Source organism: Marinobacterium stanieri, assembly GCF_900155945.1.
GTDB classification, from domain to species: Bacteria; Pseudomonadota; Gammaproteobacteria; order Pseudomonadales; family Balneatricaceae; genus Marinobacterium; species Marinobacterium stanieri.
On record NZ_FTMN01000008.1, the window covers coordinates 39,343 to 55,603 of the forward strand.

Consider the following 16,261-nt stretch of genomic DNA (forward strand, 5'->3'; position numbering starts at 1 on the left):
TCAGTATAAGTTTTTGATTTATAAGACCATGTAATTTGGCACAGGCCTTGCTGGTGAGGGGATGACCTCACCACCGCAAGGAGTGCGATACATGACCAGCATTACTCAGTACACCAACACCTACCCCCAATCCCGGCCCGCTGCCGCTCACACCCAATCGGCGAGTGAGGAGAAGGGACAGTTCAAGCTGCCTGATGAGGCGGTAAGTAATCCGCGTACATTTGATCTCAGCCAGACAACTCCGATGTCCGAGCTGCCTGAGGAAGACTATCAGATGTTACTGGACGGCATGCAACGGATGCTGGAGAGCATGCATACCCGGATCCAGCCGGGAGACCCCCGGCTGCTTGAGCCATATGCCGAAATTGTGGTGGATGGCCGGGTGATCGCCACCGTGGATAACAACGGCTATATCGGCAGCGATGTCAATCTGCACTATCTGGGGATTGATATGGACGCAATTAGTGGTGGCAATCTGCCCAAGGGGCCCGAGCGGGCACAGGTGCTGGCGGAACAGCTGGCACGTGCAGCGGGCGGTTCCGTGTGGGTGAGATCAGACACTGCGCTGGATCAGGCGACCTACGACCGTCTTGAACAGCCTCGGGCCGTGGTCGACTGGCTGGCGATGCAGGCTGATCCTTATAACCTGAACCTGCTCAAAATTATGCAGGCGCGTGCGGAATACGAGCGGCATAGTACCGCCCCTGCTGTTGTTGGAAAACAGGAAGGCACTGCAGGCTGAGCGAATAAAGAGGCTTTGATACAACACGTCAAGGTGTCGTTTTACAGCCTGTTAGGCTAGGATACGCGCCCTGTTTTGATCGCCCATTTAACCGGCCCGACCCTGGCCGAGGAGTATTCCCATGCATGAACTGACTCTTGATGAACTGACCGCACTGCTGAACGTATTTGATCGTGCCGGCGACACTCAGGATGCAGTTGAATCCGACCTGCTGACCCGTCTGAAAGCGCATCATGCCGAGAAGGAAGAGCTGGCGTCGATGGATTTTGATGATTGCCTCGGCGGCGCTTGTAAGCTCTGAGGAATAGAGGATGTACTATATCGGTGCCCACGTCAGTGCTGCCGGTGGTGTTGAAAATGCGCCGCTGAACGCTGCCAAAATCGGGGCCAACGCCTTTGCCCTGTTCACCAAGAACCAGCGTCGCTGGGAAGCCAAGCCGCTGACCAGCAAGAGCATCAAGGCGTTCAAGGCCAACTGTGAGCGTCTGGGTTTCAGTGCGGATCAGATTCTGCCCCATGACAGCTATCTGATTAATCTGGGTCACCCGGAAGAGGAACCTCTGGAGAAATCCCGTGCGGCCTTTCTGGACGAGATGCAGCGTTGTGAACAGCTGGGGCTGAAACTGCTTAATTTCCATCCTGGCAGTCACCTGAAGAAGGTGGATGAAGCGACCTGCCTGAGCACCATCGCCGAGTCGATCAATCTGGCGCTGGCACAGACGGAAAACGTGGTCGCGGTGATTGAGAACACCGCCGGCCAGGGCTCCAATCTGGGTTTCCGTTTCGAGCAGCTGGCCGCAATCATCGATCAGGTGGAAGACAAGTCCCGTGTGGGCGTCTGTCTGGATACCTGCCATACCTTCGCGGCAGGCTATGACCTGCGCACGCCCGAGGCCTGTGCTTATACCTTTGCCGAGTTTGAACGCATTGTCGGATTTGAGTATCTCAGGGGCATGCACCTGAATGATTCCAAGGGTGCGCTGGAAAGCCGTATCGATCGTCACCACAGCCTGGGGCAGGGTGAAATTGGTTGGGCACCCTTCGAGTTCATCATGCAGGACAGCCGTTTTGAGGGCATCCCTCTGGTACTGGAAACCATCGAACCTGAGATCTGGGCGGATGAAATCCAGCACCTGAGAGCGCTGGCTGCGGCCTGATGTCATTTTCCTGTCATTAAACTTCAATAGGCTTCTGCCCTCGATTCAACAGGGTGGAAGCGGGCATGCAGTTAGCCTATACACAACAGTTTCCTCGACGGCAGGACCTTGAGCGACAGGAGCTGGAACGCATCCTGTCGCGTGAGCTGCTGCGTCCCCACTTCCAGCCCATTATGGATCTGCGCAAGGGCGAGCTGATCGGTCATGAAGCGCTGATACGTGGACCTGAGGGCAGTCCGCTGCAGATGCCGTCGGAACTGTTTCGCTGTGCCATCGAGCAGGGCCGCCAGCAGGAGCTGGAGCTGCTGAGCCGCAAGTGCTCGCTGCAGGCCTTTGCCGATTTCGAGCCCGGTCACAAGCTGTTTCTCAATGTGACCGCCTCCCTGCTCAGCTCACCTGACCATCAACATGGCTTCACCGCCGATCTGCTGCGTCAGCTGGGTATTCCCATCGAGATGATCGTCATCGAGCTCTCCGAGCAGCATCCGTTTGATCAGCACGGTCTCACCCGAGCAGCCGTTGAGCACTACCGTAATATGGGCTTCAGCATCGCCATTGATGACCTCGGGGCTGGGTATTCAGGGTTAAAACTCTGGTCGGAGCTGCAGCCGGAATACGTCAAAATCGATCAGCACTTCGTGCGCGGCTTGCACCAGGATCCGGTCAAGCGCGAGTTTGTCCATTCCATCAGCCGTATTGGCCGCAATCTGGGCTGTCATGTACTGGCCGAGGGCATTGAAGAAGTCGCCGAAATGCGCACCTTGCAGACCCTGGGTATCGAGTTGGGGCAGGGCTATCTGCTGGGGCGGCCCGAGCAGCAGCCCAGAGCCCGGCTCAGCCGAGCACAGATCCGTCGCCCGCTACCGGGCCGCTGGCAGCAAAGTATCCAGCGCGGCCTATACTCAATGCTTCCGCCTCGCAGCTGGTTCGGTTTTTAGCGGCGCTTCGCTAGTGGTATAGTCGCGTTTTCATAATGCGACGCGAGAGCACCAATGTCTGAGAACTGGGCGCCGACATTCGACGAGCGCGATGTCCGACTGGAGCAGGATGAGCCTCTGTATCAGGGCTTTTTCCGCTTGCACCGACTGACCTTGAGCCACCCCCGCTTTGAAGGCGGTCGGGTGCGTATTCAGCGTGAAATACTGGACCGTGGTGATGCTGTCTGCGTACTCATGTACGACCCGGTTGCCGATGCGGTGGTGCTGGTGGAGCAGTTCCGTGCCGGTGCTCTGGGCAAGGCAGGCAGTCCCTGGTTGCTGGAGCTGGTCGCCGGCATTGTCGAGCCCGGTGAAACCCCGGACGATGTGGCCCGTCGCGAAAGCGTTGAAGAAGCTGGTGTTGCCCTTGGACAGGTGTTTCCCATCACCGGTTATCTGCCCAGCCCGGGCGGCTGTGATGAATGGATCGAGCTCGTCTGTGCGTTGGTGGATTCCCGAGGGGCAGGCGGCGTGCATGGACTGGAGAGCGAAGGCGAAGATATTCGCGTGCATGTGATCAGTGCTACCGATGCCTTTGCCCTGGTGCGTGATAACAGGCTGATGAACGCCGCAGCCATCATTGGCCTGCAGTGGCTGGAACTCAACCATGGACGGCTGCAACAGATGCGGATGTCCGATGAAACGTAAGTATGTACCCGACCTCAAGCGCCAGATGGCGCAGGGGGAAGCCAATTATCTGCGCCTGCTGAAACTGCTGCCGGACCTGGACAGCTGTGACCAGCGCGAATTTCTGGTAGAGCTGGATGGACAGCGCGTGCGTGTGCGCCTGGAAATTGATGAGCGCTTTACCTACACCACCAGCGTGGTGGTATCTCAGCAGTATGAAAACGCGTCTGTCTGGCTGGAGTCTCCGCGACTGGTGGTACGGCTCTACCATGATGCCCGTGTGGCGGAAGTGATCTGCACCCGCCAGCGCCGCCAGTTGTCTGGCGTATACAGCTACCCCAACCAGCAGATGCGTTACCCCGATGAGAAGGCCCAGCTCAATGCGTTCCTCGGTGAATGGCTCAGCCACTGCCTGGCCCACGGCCAGCTGCTGGAAGAGGTGTTTGCCGAGTGAGTCAGCGCGTTCTGCAACTGAGCGACTGTCACCTGCCGGCGCAGCCGGGCACTCTTTATCACGGCCGGGATGCTGACCAGACGCTGACTCAACTGGTTCAGCAGCTGGGCCAGATGCCCCGTTTTGATCTGACCCTGCTGACCGGTGATCTGGTGCACCATGCCGGGCCGGATGCCTATCAACGTTTGCTGGAGCAGGTTGCACCGCTGCGGTCCCCTTGCCATTGGTTACCGGGCAATCATGACGACACTGCCGCCATGGCGGCGGTAGACGCTGGTCGCATGCCGGGCGGGAAGCGTCTCGACCTGGGGCGTTGGACTATCCTGCTGCTGAACAGCACGTCCAACCCGGACGGGCGTGGCAGCGGTGATCTGGCGACTGAAGAACTGAACTGGCTGCAGGCAAGGCTGCAACAACTGCAGGACCGTTTTGTCCTGCTGGCACTGCACCACAACCCCACAGCAACAGGCACGCCCTGGCAGGATGCAACCCGGCTGGGTAATCCCGACGCGCTGGAAGCCCTGGTGGCGGCCGCACCCCAGGTGCGTGGTTTGATCTGTGGTCACCTGCATCAGGCGCACGCATTGGAGTGCGCTGGTCGCCCGCTCTGGTCGGCACCGTCCACGGTCGTGCAGTTTGTCGCCGGCAGCGACAGGCTGGAGGTAGAAACACAGCCGCAGTTGTCCACACCCGGCTGTCGCTGGTATGAATTACAGGATGATGGGCGCATTGATGCCCATCTTGTTCGTTTATCCACAATTGAAGAGAGCATGACGCATGGCTGAGCCCCTGATTATTTATGCACATGGCTTTAACAGCTCGCCACAGTCAGCCAAGGCGCGGTTGATGCAGGCCGTGATGGATAAGCAGGGCTGCGGTGATCGACTGCGTGTACCGGCGCTGTCGCACTGGCCGCAGGAAGCCATGGCCCAGCTGCAGACCGAAATTGATCAGGCGGATGGTCCGGTTACACTGGTGGGCAGCTCACTGGGTGGGTATTACAGCACCTGGCTGGTGGAACATAATCCCGGTGTGAGGGCGGTGCTGGTGAATCCGGCGGTACGTCCTTACGAGCTGCTGGAAGAGTGGTTGGGCACCAATACCAACCTCTATACCGATGATAATTACGAGCTTACCGAGACCCATCTGGAGCAGCTCAAGGCTATATACTGTCCACAGCTGCAGGATCCGTCCCGCTATCTGCTGCTGGTGCAGACTGCCGATGACACCATCGATTACCGTGAATCGGTGGATAAGTTTGCCGGCAGTCATCAGTTTGTGCAGCCCGGTGGCAGCCATGGATTTGAACAGTTCGAGGCGCTGATTCCGGCCGTGCAGGCATTTGCCGAGGGCAGAGTGGAACTGCCCGAACCCACGCCCTTGCCGGTCGCCTCTCTCTGAACAGGAAGATTCAATGTCGAAGCAATACAATGCCGAAGCGATAGAAGTTCTCAGTGGTCTGGATCCGGTGCGCCGCCGTCCGGGCATGTACACCGAGACGGATCGCCCCAACCACCTGGCTCAGGAAGTGATCGATAACTCGGTCGACGAGGCGTTGGCAGGTCATGCCAGCCAGATCGAAGTGACGCTTCACGATGACGGCTCACTGAGCGTGGCCGACAATGGCCGTGGCATGCCGGTGGATATTCACCCTGAAGAGGGTGTCAGCGGGGTCGAGCTGATCCTGACCAAGCTGCATGCCGGCGGCAAGTTCAACAACGACAACTACAACTACTCCGGCGGTCTACACGGTGTGGGGGTGTCCGTAGTGAACGCCCTGTCCAAGCTGCTGAACGTTGAGATCAAGCGTGGTGGCCAGGTGTACCGTATCGGCTTTGCCGACGGTGACAAGGTCTCCGAGCTCGAGGTTACCGGCACCTGTGGCCAGCGCAATACCGGTACCAGTCTGCGCTTCCTGCCGGACCCCAAGTACTTCGATACGCCCAAGTTCAATACCACTCGCCTGAAGCACAACCTGCGCGCCAAGGCCGTGCTCTGCCCAGGCTTGAAGGTGATCTTTACCGATCTGAGCAGCGGCAAGAAAGAGCAGGAAGAGTGGTACTACGAAGATGGCCTGGAAGCCTACCTGCGCGGTACCACCCAGGTATATGAAACTCTGCCGGCGGAGCCGTTCACCGGTAGCCTGCAGGGCGAGGAAGATGCCGTGGAATGGGCGGTGCAGTGGCTGGCCGATGGTGGTGAAGTGACTGCCGAAAGCTACGTGAACCTGATTCCTACCGCGCAGGGCGGCACCCACGTCAACGGCATGCGTACCGGCTTGCTGGAGGCGATGCGCGAATTCTGCGAGTTCCGCAACCTGCTGCCCCGTGGCGTCAAGCTGAGCCCGGACGATATCTGGGATCGCTGCTGTTACATCCTGTCGGCCAAGATGCGTGACCCCCAGTTTGCCGGTCAGACCAAGGAACGCCTGTCCTCACGCCAGATTGCGGCCTTTATCTCCGGTGCAGTGAAGGATGCCTTTTCGCTCTGGCTTAACCGCCATGTGGAAGAGGGCGAGAAGCTGGCTGAACTGGTGATCGCCAGTGCCCAGCGTCGCATGCGGGCCGGTCGCAAGGTGGTGCGCAAGAAGGTGACTCAGGGGCCGGCGCTGCCGGGCAAACTGGCCGACTGTTCCGGTGCCGATGCCAGTCAGTCCGAACTCTTTCTGGTGGAGGGCGACTCCGCTGGCGGTTCTGCCAAACAGGCACGTAACCGTGAATTCCAGGCGATCATGCCGCTGCGCGGCAAGATCCTGAACTCCTGGGAAGTGGACCCCGGTGAGGTACTGGCGTCGCAGGAAATTCACGATATCTCGGTGGCTATAGGGGTCGATCCCGGCTCGGACAAGCTGGATGGGCTCAGGTACAACCGTATCTGCATTCTGGCCGATGCCGATTCCGACGGCCTGCATATCGCTACCCTGCTGTGTGCGCTGTTTGTGCGTCACTTCAAGCCCCTGGTCGCAGCCGGGCATATCTTTGTTGCCATGCCGCCGCTGTATCGCATCGACTTCGGCAAGGAGGTTTATTACGCCCTGGACGATGCCGAGAAAGACGGTATCGTCGAGCGCATTCGAGCCGAGCGCAAGAATGCCAAGGTGGGTGTGCAGCGCTTCAAGGGGCTGGGTGAGATGAACCCGCTGCAGCTGCGTGAGACCACCATGTCGCCGGATACACGCCGCCTGGTTCAGCTGACGCTGGATGCCGGCGACGATACGCTGGAAATCATGGATATGTTGTTGGCCAAGAAGCGTTCGGGCGACCGCAAGCGCTGGCTGGAAGAGAAGGGTAACCTGGCGGAAGTGATCTGATTCCTCACCCTTCTTCTTAACGAAAAACGCCGGGCAATGCCCGGCGTTTTGGTTTTCATCCTGAAAGGTTCGTGATCAGGAACGTGGTACGTAGTGGAACAGGCTTTCGCTCTCGTCATCGCTGTACATGCAGCGGAAGCCTTCATCCATCGGAACCAGTACGCACTGGCTGCTGATCAGCTCGTCGTTGTTCCACTCCTGGTCGCAGCTGTCACGGCTGACGCTTTCCTGAGCAGTCATGCTGAACAGGTTGCCGTTCTGGCTCCAGGTGTACTGGCTACGATAGAGGTCACACTGACCGTCGTTGTAGCGGTATTCACCGGTACCGTCTTCACGGATCTCTTCAGTGCCCATGGGCTCGCCGCCCTGGCAGTCGTAGCTCTGATCCAGAATCTGGTAGTTGCCGACCGGATTCACGCTGGCCAATGCCTGAGGATCAATGCTGAACGCCATGTTGGTGCTCAGGCCCTGCTCGGCAAAGTCCAGTGTGTAGTTCAGGTTGGCGCCCTGCAGACGCAGCATGTTGGCTACCTGTGCCTGGGCAACACAGCCGCTGGCGGTGCCGGTTTCCAGCTCGCCGGCGAACTGTGACGGGATGCGGTCGACCAGATCTGCCAGACGGCCGTAGTCCGCGCCAAAGCGGGTCAGTCCATTGGCATCCAGGCTTTCATCTTTCAGGCTCTCTGCGGCACGGCTGGCCTGTTCACCAGTGAAGGCGACCAGGTGCTGCCCCTGCATGCCCGCTTTAAGGCTCAGGCCCGGTGCGACAAAGGACAGGTCCACATCGGTGAGGCTGCCATCGGTCGGGATCTGGATCTGGCGGCCCATGGGCGACATGGCCAGCAGGCCCAGCAGCGAGTTGGGATTATCGGTGGCCACACTGAACAGGAAGTCCAGGTTGTTCGGCTGCAGTGTATTCGGATCGATATCCAGGTCATACAGTGAGAAGCCAGCACCTTTGGTGCCCTGTACCATACCGGTGAACATGCCCATCATGGCCGGGTTGGCGCTGCTCAGCTGCTGTTGAGCCTGTTGCAACTGGGCGCAATCGGTCTGGTAACCCTGGAAACGCTGCATCAGGCTGGTGGCCGTCGGGATCAGGTTATCCACATTGATGCCAAAGCCCATGTTGAAGATCGAGTCGCTGCCCGCGGTGTGGCCGGGCAGGTGACCACGCAGACCCTGCAGGGACGTCAGTACCTCCTTGTTGGTCAGTTCCAGTACGGACAGGCTGTCGATCGCCAGGGTATCGCCGGAGGCGACACGGGTATTACCGGCTACCAGACGCGGCACATTGGCCACCAGTGAGGTCAGGTCACTGCGGCAGGCAGCGTCCAGGTTAGCGGTGGGCAGGGTTTCGCCCTGGGCGTCCATCAATGCCTTGAGGTCTCGGCCCAAATCGTTGCTGTTGGGGTCGAGCATACCCTGTGCCAGGCGCTCAAAATGGATCAGCGCCAGCATGCTGTTGTCGAAACCGTAGGTTTTCTGCATCTTGTCCAGCTCACCGCTGTCGGCCAGTGACTGCTCCGGTGCGGTCATGGCCAGACGCTGCAGCTGGTCGGCTTCCTGGTCGAGGAAGTGGAAGGCAGAAAGGGTCGCGACGCCATCGCGCACATTTACGGCCAGTTCCAGCGCTTTGTCATCTTCCTTGGTGAGGCGCCAGAGTTTGACCGTGCTGCCATCCAGGGTGACTTCACGCGGCTGCAGGCCACTGCTCTCGGAGGCGCGCTCGAACACCTGCCAGAAGGTCTCTTCGTTTTTGACACCGAAGCGCACAACCGGGATCAGGCCATCCATGTAGATCGCCTGGGGTTTGGTCAGGTCCAGCCCGAAATGATCCATGAACATGCCATAGTTGGTGGCATTGCTCAGGAAGTCACGCAGCAGCTCTGTGGCGAAGCGGGCCTGGGGTGTTTCTTCGCGACCCCAGTTGTCCATCTCTCTGAGCAGCTGCTGCATCTGAAACTGTGACTGTGCCATCAAGGGCATCTGGCGGAGCTGTTCAACCTGTTTGGCCTCAGCCTGGCCGCCCAGATACAGCACGGTGTCAGCCGGTACAAAATCGGTCAGTTGCGCGCTGCCCGCCGGGGCTTCGCCGAACCATCCCTGCTGCCATGCCAGTCCTGCCCCTGCGGCAGCTACAAGCACACCCGCGCCTATCCATTTATTCATTAGAAACTCCCTTGCTTCGGGTTGTGTTGGAGATTGACGACGACCTTGAAAACCCCGCCGTTACAAGCGGTGAGCATAGCATTATCCGAGAACAGGCTATAGTGAAGATGTTGCGCCAAAGGGTAGAAACGATGATGGCTGGATGGCAAAAACTGAGGGGCGTTCTGGTGCTGTGCCTGTGGCTACTGGCCCCGGCTGTTGCACGCACCGAGGGGTTGAACCTGCCCCCGGGCAGCGCACACTTGTCAGAGCAGTCGGTCGACCAGTCTGACCTACAGACTTTCTATCAGGCGCTGGGCGGGAGCCGCGTCTGGTTTGATGAGCAGGGTGAGCCTTTTCTGCAGCGACAGCAGCAACTGGAAGCCTGGGTCATGCTGTCCTACGAGCAGGGGCTGGATCCACAGACGTATGGGTTAAAGGAGCTGTCAGCAGGCCATTTGGCCAGGATGGGTCCACAGCGCGAATATTGGCTGACGCAGCAGTTTCTCAAGCTGGCGCGTGACCTGAATGGTGCTGCCCAGGTTGGTAGCAGTGATAGCCAGTGGCACTTTGTGAATACCAGACTGGGTGTGGCGCAGTTGGCGCAACGACTGGCTCAGGGGGAAACGGTGGATCAGCTGCTGCGTTCCTTGCTGCCCCTTGCACCTGAGTATGTGCGGCTGCAAACCCTGTATCGAGATCTGTTACGCCAGCAGAGTGCCTATGTGCCAGAGTTGCCACTGCCGGATCAGTTGATTCGTCCGGGACAGCGGCATCCGGTCGTGCCCCAGCTGCGTCGATGGTTGATTTGGCAGCACTGGCTGGCACCGGTTTCGGCGGTGGATAATCCAGAGATATATGACGAAGAACTGGTCGCCGCCGTGCGAGAATTCCAGCAGCGCAACGGACTCAAACCCGATGGCATTCTGGGGCCGGAAACAGGCGCGGCGATGCAGCGCTCGGTAACGGACCGGCTGCAGCAGGTCCGGGCCAACCTGTTTCGTTGGCGGGCACTGCCGCGGCAGCTGGGCAACCAGTATGTGCTGGTCAGGACCGGTGCGTATAACCTGGATCTGGTCGAACAGGGGCAGCCGATACAGCGCCACTCTGTCATCACCGGACAGCCGCGGCGGCCGACACCATCTTTTGCGGCCAGCATCCGACGCCTGACCTTCAATCCCTATTGGACGGTGCCCTTTCGCATCGCGGTGGAAGATCTGTTGCCGAAACAGCAGGTTGATGAGACGTACCTGACTGGAAAACAGATCGATGTTCTTCAGCGCAGTGAAACCGGCCAATGGCATGAGGTGGCCTCATCAGAGGTGGATTGGAGCGGTCTATCAAGGCGCAACTTCGACTACCTGTTGCGACAGCGCCCGGGGCCGGGCAACAGTCTGGGGCGCATGCGGATGGATATGCCCAACCCGTACAGCATTTTTCTGCATGATACGCCGCAGCAGCACCTGTTCGATGAGTCCCGGCGCGCATTCAGTTCCGGCTGTGTCAGGGTGTACCGGATTGGGGAGCTGGCACAAAGGCTCGCGGGTGAAGAGGCTATTGCCGAGGGGCTGGCCCAACCGGATCGGCGTTACCTGTCATTACCCACAGCCATCCCTGTGTACCTGGTCTACCTGACGACCTGGGTGGACGAAGCAGGCAAGGCGTATTATCACCCGGATGTGTATGGCCGTGATCAGGCGCTGCAGCAAGTGCTGGGTCCTATACCTCAGGCACCGGCGGCGGAATTGGTGAAATTGGCACGGAATGTGATTAAAAAGTAGTCAGCCGGTTGCGCATTGGTTAAAATTCGCACAATTGTGATTTTTCCAGCTGTAACCGAGGTGACTGATGCTGTTGACCCCGCGCCGATTCCAAGTAGATCCCGATGCTCAACCTGAATGCCGTCAGCGGCGCCGCATCCTCGGAACAGTCGCAGCAACGGCTGCGGTGATGCAGGTGCCGGCGGCGCGGGCCAATATTCGTCCGCTGCAGGGGCGGCATCTGAAGTTTGACCACTTGCACACCGGCGAGCGCCTGGATACGACTTACTGGTCAGAGGGCAGCTACTTGCAGCGCAGCCTGGCAGATATCAATCATCTGCTGCGTGATTTCCGCACCGGTGAAGTGCACCCCATTGACCCGCGCCTGCTGGATCTGCTGCATCATCTGCAGCAGCAGACCGGCAACAGCAACCCGTTCCAGATCATTTCGGGCTACCGTTCCCCCAAAACCAATGCCCAGCTGCGTTCATCCAGCAGTGGTGTCGCCAAGAAAAGCCTGCACATGCAGGGCAAGGCACTGGATATCCGCTTGCCCGGCACCTCTCTGTCACACCTGCATCAGGTTGCCTGTGAGGCCAAGGTCGGCGGCGTGGGGCTGTATACCGGCTCCAACTTTATCCACATCGATACCGGGCGTGTCCGTTACTGGGGCAGCTGATCCGGTAACAATCGACCCAGTTTATCCTTCAGGCTGGCTGCCGAGAGTTCACCCAAATGTGAATCCCGCAGCTGGCCCTGGGCATCAATGAACAGTGTTGTGGGCAGCGCGCGTGAACCGTAGTGCTGGCCGATGGCATTGCGCTGATCAAGCAGGACGTTATCCAGCTCCACGCCCAGCTCCATCAGAAAGGCATCGATGGTGACCGCATCTTCCCCCAGGTTGGCGAACAGGAAGTGAACCTCGGGATGTGATTGCTGAGCATCCTGCAGCACCGGCATCTCACGCACACAGGGCGGACACCAGGTAGCCCAGACATTGAGCACCACCGGCTTACCGGCATAGTCCTGCAGGTTTACCTCCTGCCCCTGTTGCGACATCAGCACCATATCCGGCAGGCTCTGCTGGTTCTGCTGGATATGAGCCAGCGGCACCGCCGTAGTACCCCAGGTGATGCCGCCACAGAGCAGGGCGATACCGAGCGGTCGCCGCAGCGCCGGCTGGCGCCAGAAACAGAACAGTGTGGTGGCAATACCGGCCGCCAATCCGCTGACCCACCAGAAGCCACCGTCACGAATGTCGATGATTTGCACCGGGTCGGCCAGATACTCCTCACTGTAGCGCAGTACGAAGCCGAGACGTGCACCCAGGGCTGCAACCAGTACAATCAGAAACAGTGCACTTTCCGGGTTCTTGCCACCTTTGCGACTGCTGACCCAGCCGGCAAACAGGGCGATCACCAGGGCGATCAACAGCAGCAGGTGATCCATTGAAAGTGCGAAGGGGCCGAGGGCCAAAGATTGCATGAGGTTCTCCTTGAGGTGGTCCAGCTGCGCAGGACTGAAAAAACATGGATGCCTGTGAGACCCCACTCAATGGCGGGGGTTCAGCTAAGCTTCATTCAAGCGCGCCTTCAATGGCAAGCATATCAAGTTCGGAGGTAGGACGTGCAAATACAACTGCGTGCAATGGTGGCGTTAATGGTGCTGCTGATGACGGGCTGTGCCGGTATTCAGCCGACACAGGAAGCCCCCACAGTAGATGTGATCGGTGTGCGACTGGATCCGCAAAGCCAGGGCGCTGTGCCGCGTTTTCTGATCAGCCTGCGCGTGTTGAACCCGAACCGCCAGACGCTGGCGCTGGAAGGGGTTCGTTATCATCTGTATCTGCAAAACCAGCGCGTGCTCAGTGGTGTGAGCAACAATCTGCCCGCCATTCCCGGTTATGAAGAAACCACTCTGGAAGTGGGAGCAACGCCAGCATTGTTTGGCAGCGTGCGTTTGCTGCAGGAGCTGGCGGGTACGCCGGGCCTGAAGGCGTTGGACTACCGGGTAGAGGTTAAGCTCGACAGCGGTGGCATGAGCTGGCCGGTCAATGTTGAGCGAGAGGGTAAGCTGTCACTCATTCCCTGAGGAGGCCGAGTGTTGGGATGCCAGCCCGGCACAGTAATCCTGTTGGGGAATGGCGTGGGTGAACAACAGATAGTCCACCGGTGTGAACCCGCTCAAACCCTCGGGAATATAGTCCTGTGGACTGGATTTGTCCGCTTCGATGGACACCATCAATACACTGACCAGAGGTCGATCCAGCCAGCGTGGAATACCCAGGTCATTGCGCGCATGGATGCCACCGGTCAGCATCACGCCGGTGCGCTCCGGTGTCGAGTAGCGTCTTAGCTGTTCGGCCATGGCCTGATCGCGGGCCAGTTGCACCTGGCGCATGCCATCCAGCCCCGACGTGGGCATCTGTCCACAGTGGCTTTCGTACAGGAGATCTCGCATGAAGTTGCTGTGCTCGGTCTCCAGCTCACCTTCTGGAGCCCCCTCGCGGTAGGCCCGTCGCTGGGCATCGCGGGGCAGATCGGCGGCTACCACGGCGGGCGAAAGATCCAGCGCTGTGCGCACCACGGATTCATACAGATCCCAGTCCCACCCTTGCTGCCATTGCAGCTCGTCCGGTGATACCTCTTTGCCGCGGCCCAGAGCGTCATCCAGGGCATCCTGCTGCGTCTGATCGGCCATTTCCAGTGCAACGGCACCCAACTGCTTGCGTTTGGCCAGCTGCTGCAGCCATTGTGTCTGAATTGCATGATGTTGCGGGTGGTCGTGCTGTTCACCCAGCAGCAACCAGCCACCGGCAGGCAGCTGATCAAACAGGGTTGCAACAGGCAGGAAGCGTGCTTCCTTGAGGCTCCAGAGCTTGCCTTCCAGCGGCTCGGCCTGCACCTGTAGGCCCAGTAACATAACCATCAGGCAGCACAGATAGCGGATCACGAATGGCTCCGCCCGCTTTTAACGTCCAGATAGTCGCGAGAGATGACACTCTCCAGTGCGTTAACGGCATCGACCAGCTCCTGGAAGGTTTCACGGCGGTGCTTCAGTTCCTTGATGGACTCGGGGGCCGGTGATTCACCCTCACTGCCATCGGCAATCGACAGCAACGTCTTGATGTAGTCGGCGCGGGCGTGGGCGACCATGGCAAGGACCGGCTTGAGGTCAGCCAGTGCCAGTTCGGGCAACAGTGGGTTGATCACCTCGCGATTGATATCACGCCGATGTTTCTCCAGTTCCAGCAGCAAACGGTTATTATCGGTAGACATGGATCTCTCCTTGGCATGAGGCGGAGGAGCGCCATGTGCCTCTTGATCAGGCTGAGTTATGCACAGCGCACCCGTATGGCTGTTTATCTGTGCAGACAGTTTTCAACAGCCCCTGAGTTGAATCTAGCATACCCATCCGGGATGGGAAGCCCCCTCGGGGCGGGGGCTGGTTTGCAGGTGCTTGGCTGAGCGTTGCCAGTGTGCTGTTGTCGGCATCGGCCAGCCGCTCCGCCGGCGAGGGACTATGGTCAGTCAGCATAAGTGCCAGCAGGGCAGCAAAGACGATTAACGGCCAGTGAAGTTTCATGCGCAGGCTCGCTCCGGTTTGAGGGTGGATTCAGCCAGTTGGCGCCAGGCATTGGACTCGGGTTTACCCGGCTGACGGACGCCAAGGAATTGGGCGGCGGTGTTGCCGTTGTCGGTATAGAGTTCAAGTGAGGTCAGGGTGCCATCACGAGAGGGTTTGCGGACCAGCCAGGCAGATGCAATTCGTTCCATATCCAGGTGCAGGTTGAACTCGGGGTCCAGCACATTGAGCCAGTTCCCGACCATTTTGACCCTGTGGATAGGGCCGGAATGTATCTGGATATTGCCGCGGCTGCCGACAAAGCACATCAGTGGCAGTGCGTCGCGCGCTGCCTGCTCCAACAGCGGCTTGATACGGCCAAGGGCCACGGGTTCGGCCCAGGGGGCGCCCACCAGACGAAACGCCTGCTGGCGTGAGACACCGTGCTCCTTGAGCAGACCAAAAAACTGATGTTCATTACTGAGACTCGACCAGCTGCGGGTCAGTGCACGCACATCCACCCGGCTATCGGCCAACTCGGCAACAGCAGGCTGCTGAGGCTCAAAGGCCAGTGGCGTTGTCTGATCTTCTGCACGAAATTGTTCCAGTAACTGAAAATAACCCTCAAAGTGGGTGTCGGGCTGGAGAAATATCTTTTGTACGGCAACGCCGTACTTGTCGAAGAACTGCAGGCTGTAGCGCATGCCGCTCGCCAGCGCTTCGGCTACAGCAAAACCCTGGTGCCAGTGATTGAACAGCAGGCGCAGATCGATCTTGCGATCATTGCCGATCACCAGGCCCACGGGTCGTTGGATATGGGCGTGAGGGTAGTGACCCTTGCGCTCATGCACGGCAGCCTCGTTTCGTGTCAGCGTGAGAATAGGGCCCAGGCGATGTAACTGTTCAACCAGCTGCGGAAAGTTGTCTTTGAGGCGCAAGCGTTTGCACCCCAGTTGGGCGTCGGTCAGCTCCGCTTCTGTCAGGTTCAACTCGGCCGCCAGTTCGCGTCGGCGCAGGCGGCGTCCGCTATCGACCAAACTGGTGTAGGCGTGCTGGAGTTCGGCAAAGGGGGAGGTGTAATCAAACAGAGTATTCATACCAGTCGCTCTCCTTGCGCGGCAATTGGGCTGCGCCGGGGTGGTGCTTTGGCTGGCATGGCAAAACATGCTGGCTAGTCGCAGTCGTTTGGGTGGGTTACTTGGTCAGGATCAGTTTGCCCTTGCGGGTTACGCGCAGGCGGTAGAGCTCATCATTGTGCATGATGATCAGCCCGGACGGGTGTTGTACCAGTTCATCACTGCGAACCCAGGTGTTGGATGGGGCGGTGCTGTTGGCTTGAGCTGATTTGTCGAACATGATTTCCGGTCCTGATTGGTGATCACTTTATGCAAATGAGAATAATCCGCATTAGCGATAAATGCAAGTCCCCGGAGAGGATGAGGAGTGCAAGATGCGCTCCTTTCACTGAGCTGGCATACTGCCGCACTAATCACAATTGTTTGCCACGCCAGTCTGCGGG

General features: G+C 59.0%; 18 protein-coding genes. 12 read left to right on the plus strand and 6 right to left on the minus strand.

Annotated elements, in window-relative coordinates:
- The first annotated feature begins 91 nt into the window (after window positions 1-91).
- The 9 genes from BW956_RS16315 (at window position 92) to parE (ending at window position 7,267) form a co-directional block, all read left to right on the plus strand.
- Window positions 92-742, plus strand: a complete 651-nt coding sequence (locus tag BW956_RS16315) for a hypothetical protein (RefSeq protein WP_076464298.1) — start codon at window positions 92-94, stop codon at window positions 740-742.
- A gap of 121 nt (window positions 743-863) precedes the next feature.
- Window positions 864-1,043: a hypothetical protein gene (locus BW956_RS16320; RefSeq protein WP_029511146.1), complete on the plus strand. Its 180-nt coding sequence runs from the start codon at window positions 864-866 to the stop codon at window positions 1,041-1,043.
- 10 nt (window positions 1,044-1,053) lie between these two features.
- A complete protein-coding gene (gene nfo, locus BW956_RS16325; protein ID WP_076464300.1) occupies window positions 1,054-1,899 on the plus strand; it encodes a deoxyribonuclease IV in 846 nt (281 codons plus the stop codon).
- Between the two features lie 65 nt (window positions 1,900-1,964).
- A complete protein-coding gene (locus tag BW956_RS16330) occupies window positions 1,965-2,837 on the plus strand; it encodes an EAL domain-containing protein (protein ID WP_076464302.1) in 873 nt (290 codons plus the stop codon).
- A 54-nt stretch (window positions 2,838-2,891) separates the two neighbouring features.
- The gene (locus BW956_RS16335) at window positions 2,892-3,524 is read left to right on the plus strand and encodes an NUDIX domain-containing protein (protein ID WP_076464305.1); all 633 of its coding nucleotides are present in this window, start codon (window positions 2,892-2,894) and stop codon (window positions 3,522-3,524) included.
- On the plus strand, window positions 3,514-3,957 hold the full coding sequence (locus BW956_RS16340) for a DUF1249 domain-containing protein (protein ID WP_010323627.1): 444 nt from the start codon (window positions 3,514-3,516) through the stop codon (window positions 3,955-3,957). Before BW956_RS16335 ends, BW956_RS16340 begins: the two co-directional genes overlap by 11 nt.
- Window positions 3,954-4,742 (plus strand): metallophosphoesterase, encoded by a 789-nt coding sequence (locus BW956_RS16345; RefSeq protein WP_076464309.1) that lies wholly within the window; start codon window positions 3,954-3,956, stop codon window positions 4,740-4,742. Before BW956_RS16340 ends, BW956_RS16345 begins: the two co-directional genes overlap by 4 nt.
- Entirely contained in the window at window positions 4,735-5,358 is a 624-nt protein-coding gene (locus BW956_RS16350; protein WP_076464311.1) for a YqiA/YcfP family alpha/beta fold hydrolase, read from the plus strand. The genes BW956_RS16345 and BW956_RS16350 overlap by 8 nt, the downstream gene beginning before the upstream one ends.
- Window positions 5,359-5,371: 13 nt before the next feature.
- Entirely contained in the window at window positions 5,372-7,267 is a 1,896-nt protein-coding gene (parE, locus tag BW956_RS16355; protein ID WP_010323624.1) for a DNA topoisomerase IV subunit B, read from the plus strand.
- 75 nt (window positions 7,268-7,342) lie between these two features.
- On the opposite strand, the gene BW956_RS16360 is transcribed toward parE, so the two are convergent.
- Window positions 7,343-9,439 (minus strand): hypothetical protein, encoded by a 2,097-nt coding sequence (locus BW956_RS16360; RefSeq protein ID WP_076464314.1) that lies wholly within the window; start codon window positions 9,437-9,439, stop codon window positions 7,343-7,345.
- Window positions 9,440-9,570: 131 nt separating this feature from the next.
- Between BW956_RS16360 and BW956_RS16365 the strand changes: the two genes are divergently transcribed.
- Together BW956_RS16365 and mepK are read left to right on the plus strand one after the other, a co-directional pair.
- Entirely contained in the window at window positions 9,571-11,199 is a 1,629-nt protein-coding gene (locus BW956_RS16365) for a L,D-transpeptidase family protein (protein WP_076464317.1), read from the plus strand.
- A 67-nt stretch (window positions 11,200-11,266) separates the two neighbouring features.
- Window positions 11,267-11,857, plus strand: coding sequence for a peptidoglycan L,D-endopeptidase MepK (mepK, locus tag BW956_RS16370; protein WP_076464320.1), 591 nt, complete (start codon window positions 11,267-11,269; stop codon window positions 11,855-11,857).
- Here the strand turns inward: mepK and BW956_RS16375 are convergent.
- Window positions 11,842-12,663 carry a TlpA disulfide reductase family protein gene (locus BW956_RS16375; RefSeq protein WP_076464323.1) on the minus strand — a complete coding sequence of 274 codons (822 nt, stop codon included), beginning with the start codon at window positions 12,661-12,663 and terminating at the stop codon, window positions 11,842-11,844. The two genes, mepK and BW956_RS16375, sit on opposite strands and share 16 nt — an antisense overlap.
- A gap of 141 nt (window positions 12,664-12,804) precedes the next feature.
- On the opposite strand from BW956_RS16375, the gene BW956_RS16380 reads away from it, so the two are divergent.
- Entirely contained in the window at window positions 12,805-13,269 is a 465-nt protein-coding gene (locus BW956_RS16380) for an LEA/WHy family protein (protein WP_139327217.1), read from the plus strand.
- On the opposite strand, the gene BW956_RS16385 is transcribed toward BW956_RS16380, so the two are convergent.
- The 4 genes from BW956_RS16385 to BW956_RS22105 all read right to left on the minus strand — a co-directional run bounded on the left by BW956_RS16385 (window position 13,255) and on the right by BW956_RS22105 (window position 16,098).
- Window positions 13,255-14,130, minus strand: coding sequence for a ChaN family lipoprotein (locus tag BW956_RS16385; RefSeq protein ID WP_076464328.1), 876 nt, complete (start codon window positions 14,128-14,130; stop codon window positions 13,255-13,257). The genes BW956_RS16380 and BW956_RS16385 overlap by 15 nt on opposite strands.
- Window positions 14,127-14,456, minus strand: coding sequence for a hypothetical protein (locus tag BW956_RS16390; protein ID WP_010323617.1), 330 nt, complete (start codon window positions 14,454-14,456; stop codon window positions 14,127-14,129). The genes BW956_RS16385 and BW956_RS16390 overlap by 4 nt, the downstream gene beginning before the upstream one ends.
- Window positions 14,457-14,759: 303 nt before the next feature.
- Window positions 14,760-15,839 carry a hemin-degrading factor gene (locus BW956_RS16400; RefSeq protein ID WP_076464331.1) on the minus strand — a complete coding sequence of 360 codons (1,080 nt, stop codon included), beginning with the start codon at window positions 15,837-15,839 and terminating at the stop codon, window positions 14,760-14,762.
- Window positions 15,840-15,936: 97 nt separating this feature from the next.
- Window positions 15,937-16,098, minus strand: a complete 162-nt coding sequence (locus BW956_RS22105) for a hemin uptake protein HemP (protein WP_010323614.1) — start codon at window positions 16,096-16,098, stop codon at window positions 15,937-15,939.
- Window positions 16,099-16,261: the final 163 nt, after the last annotated feature.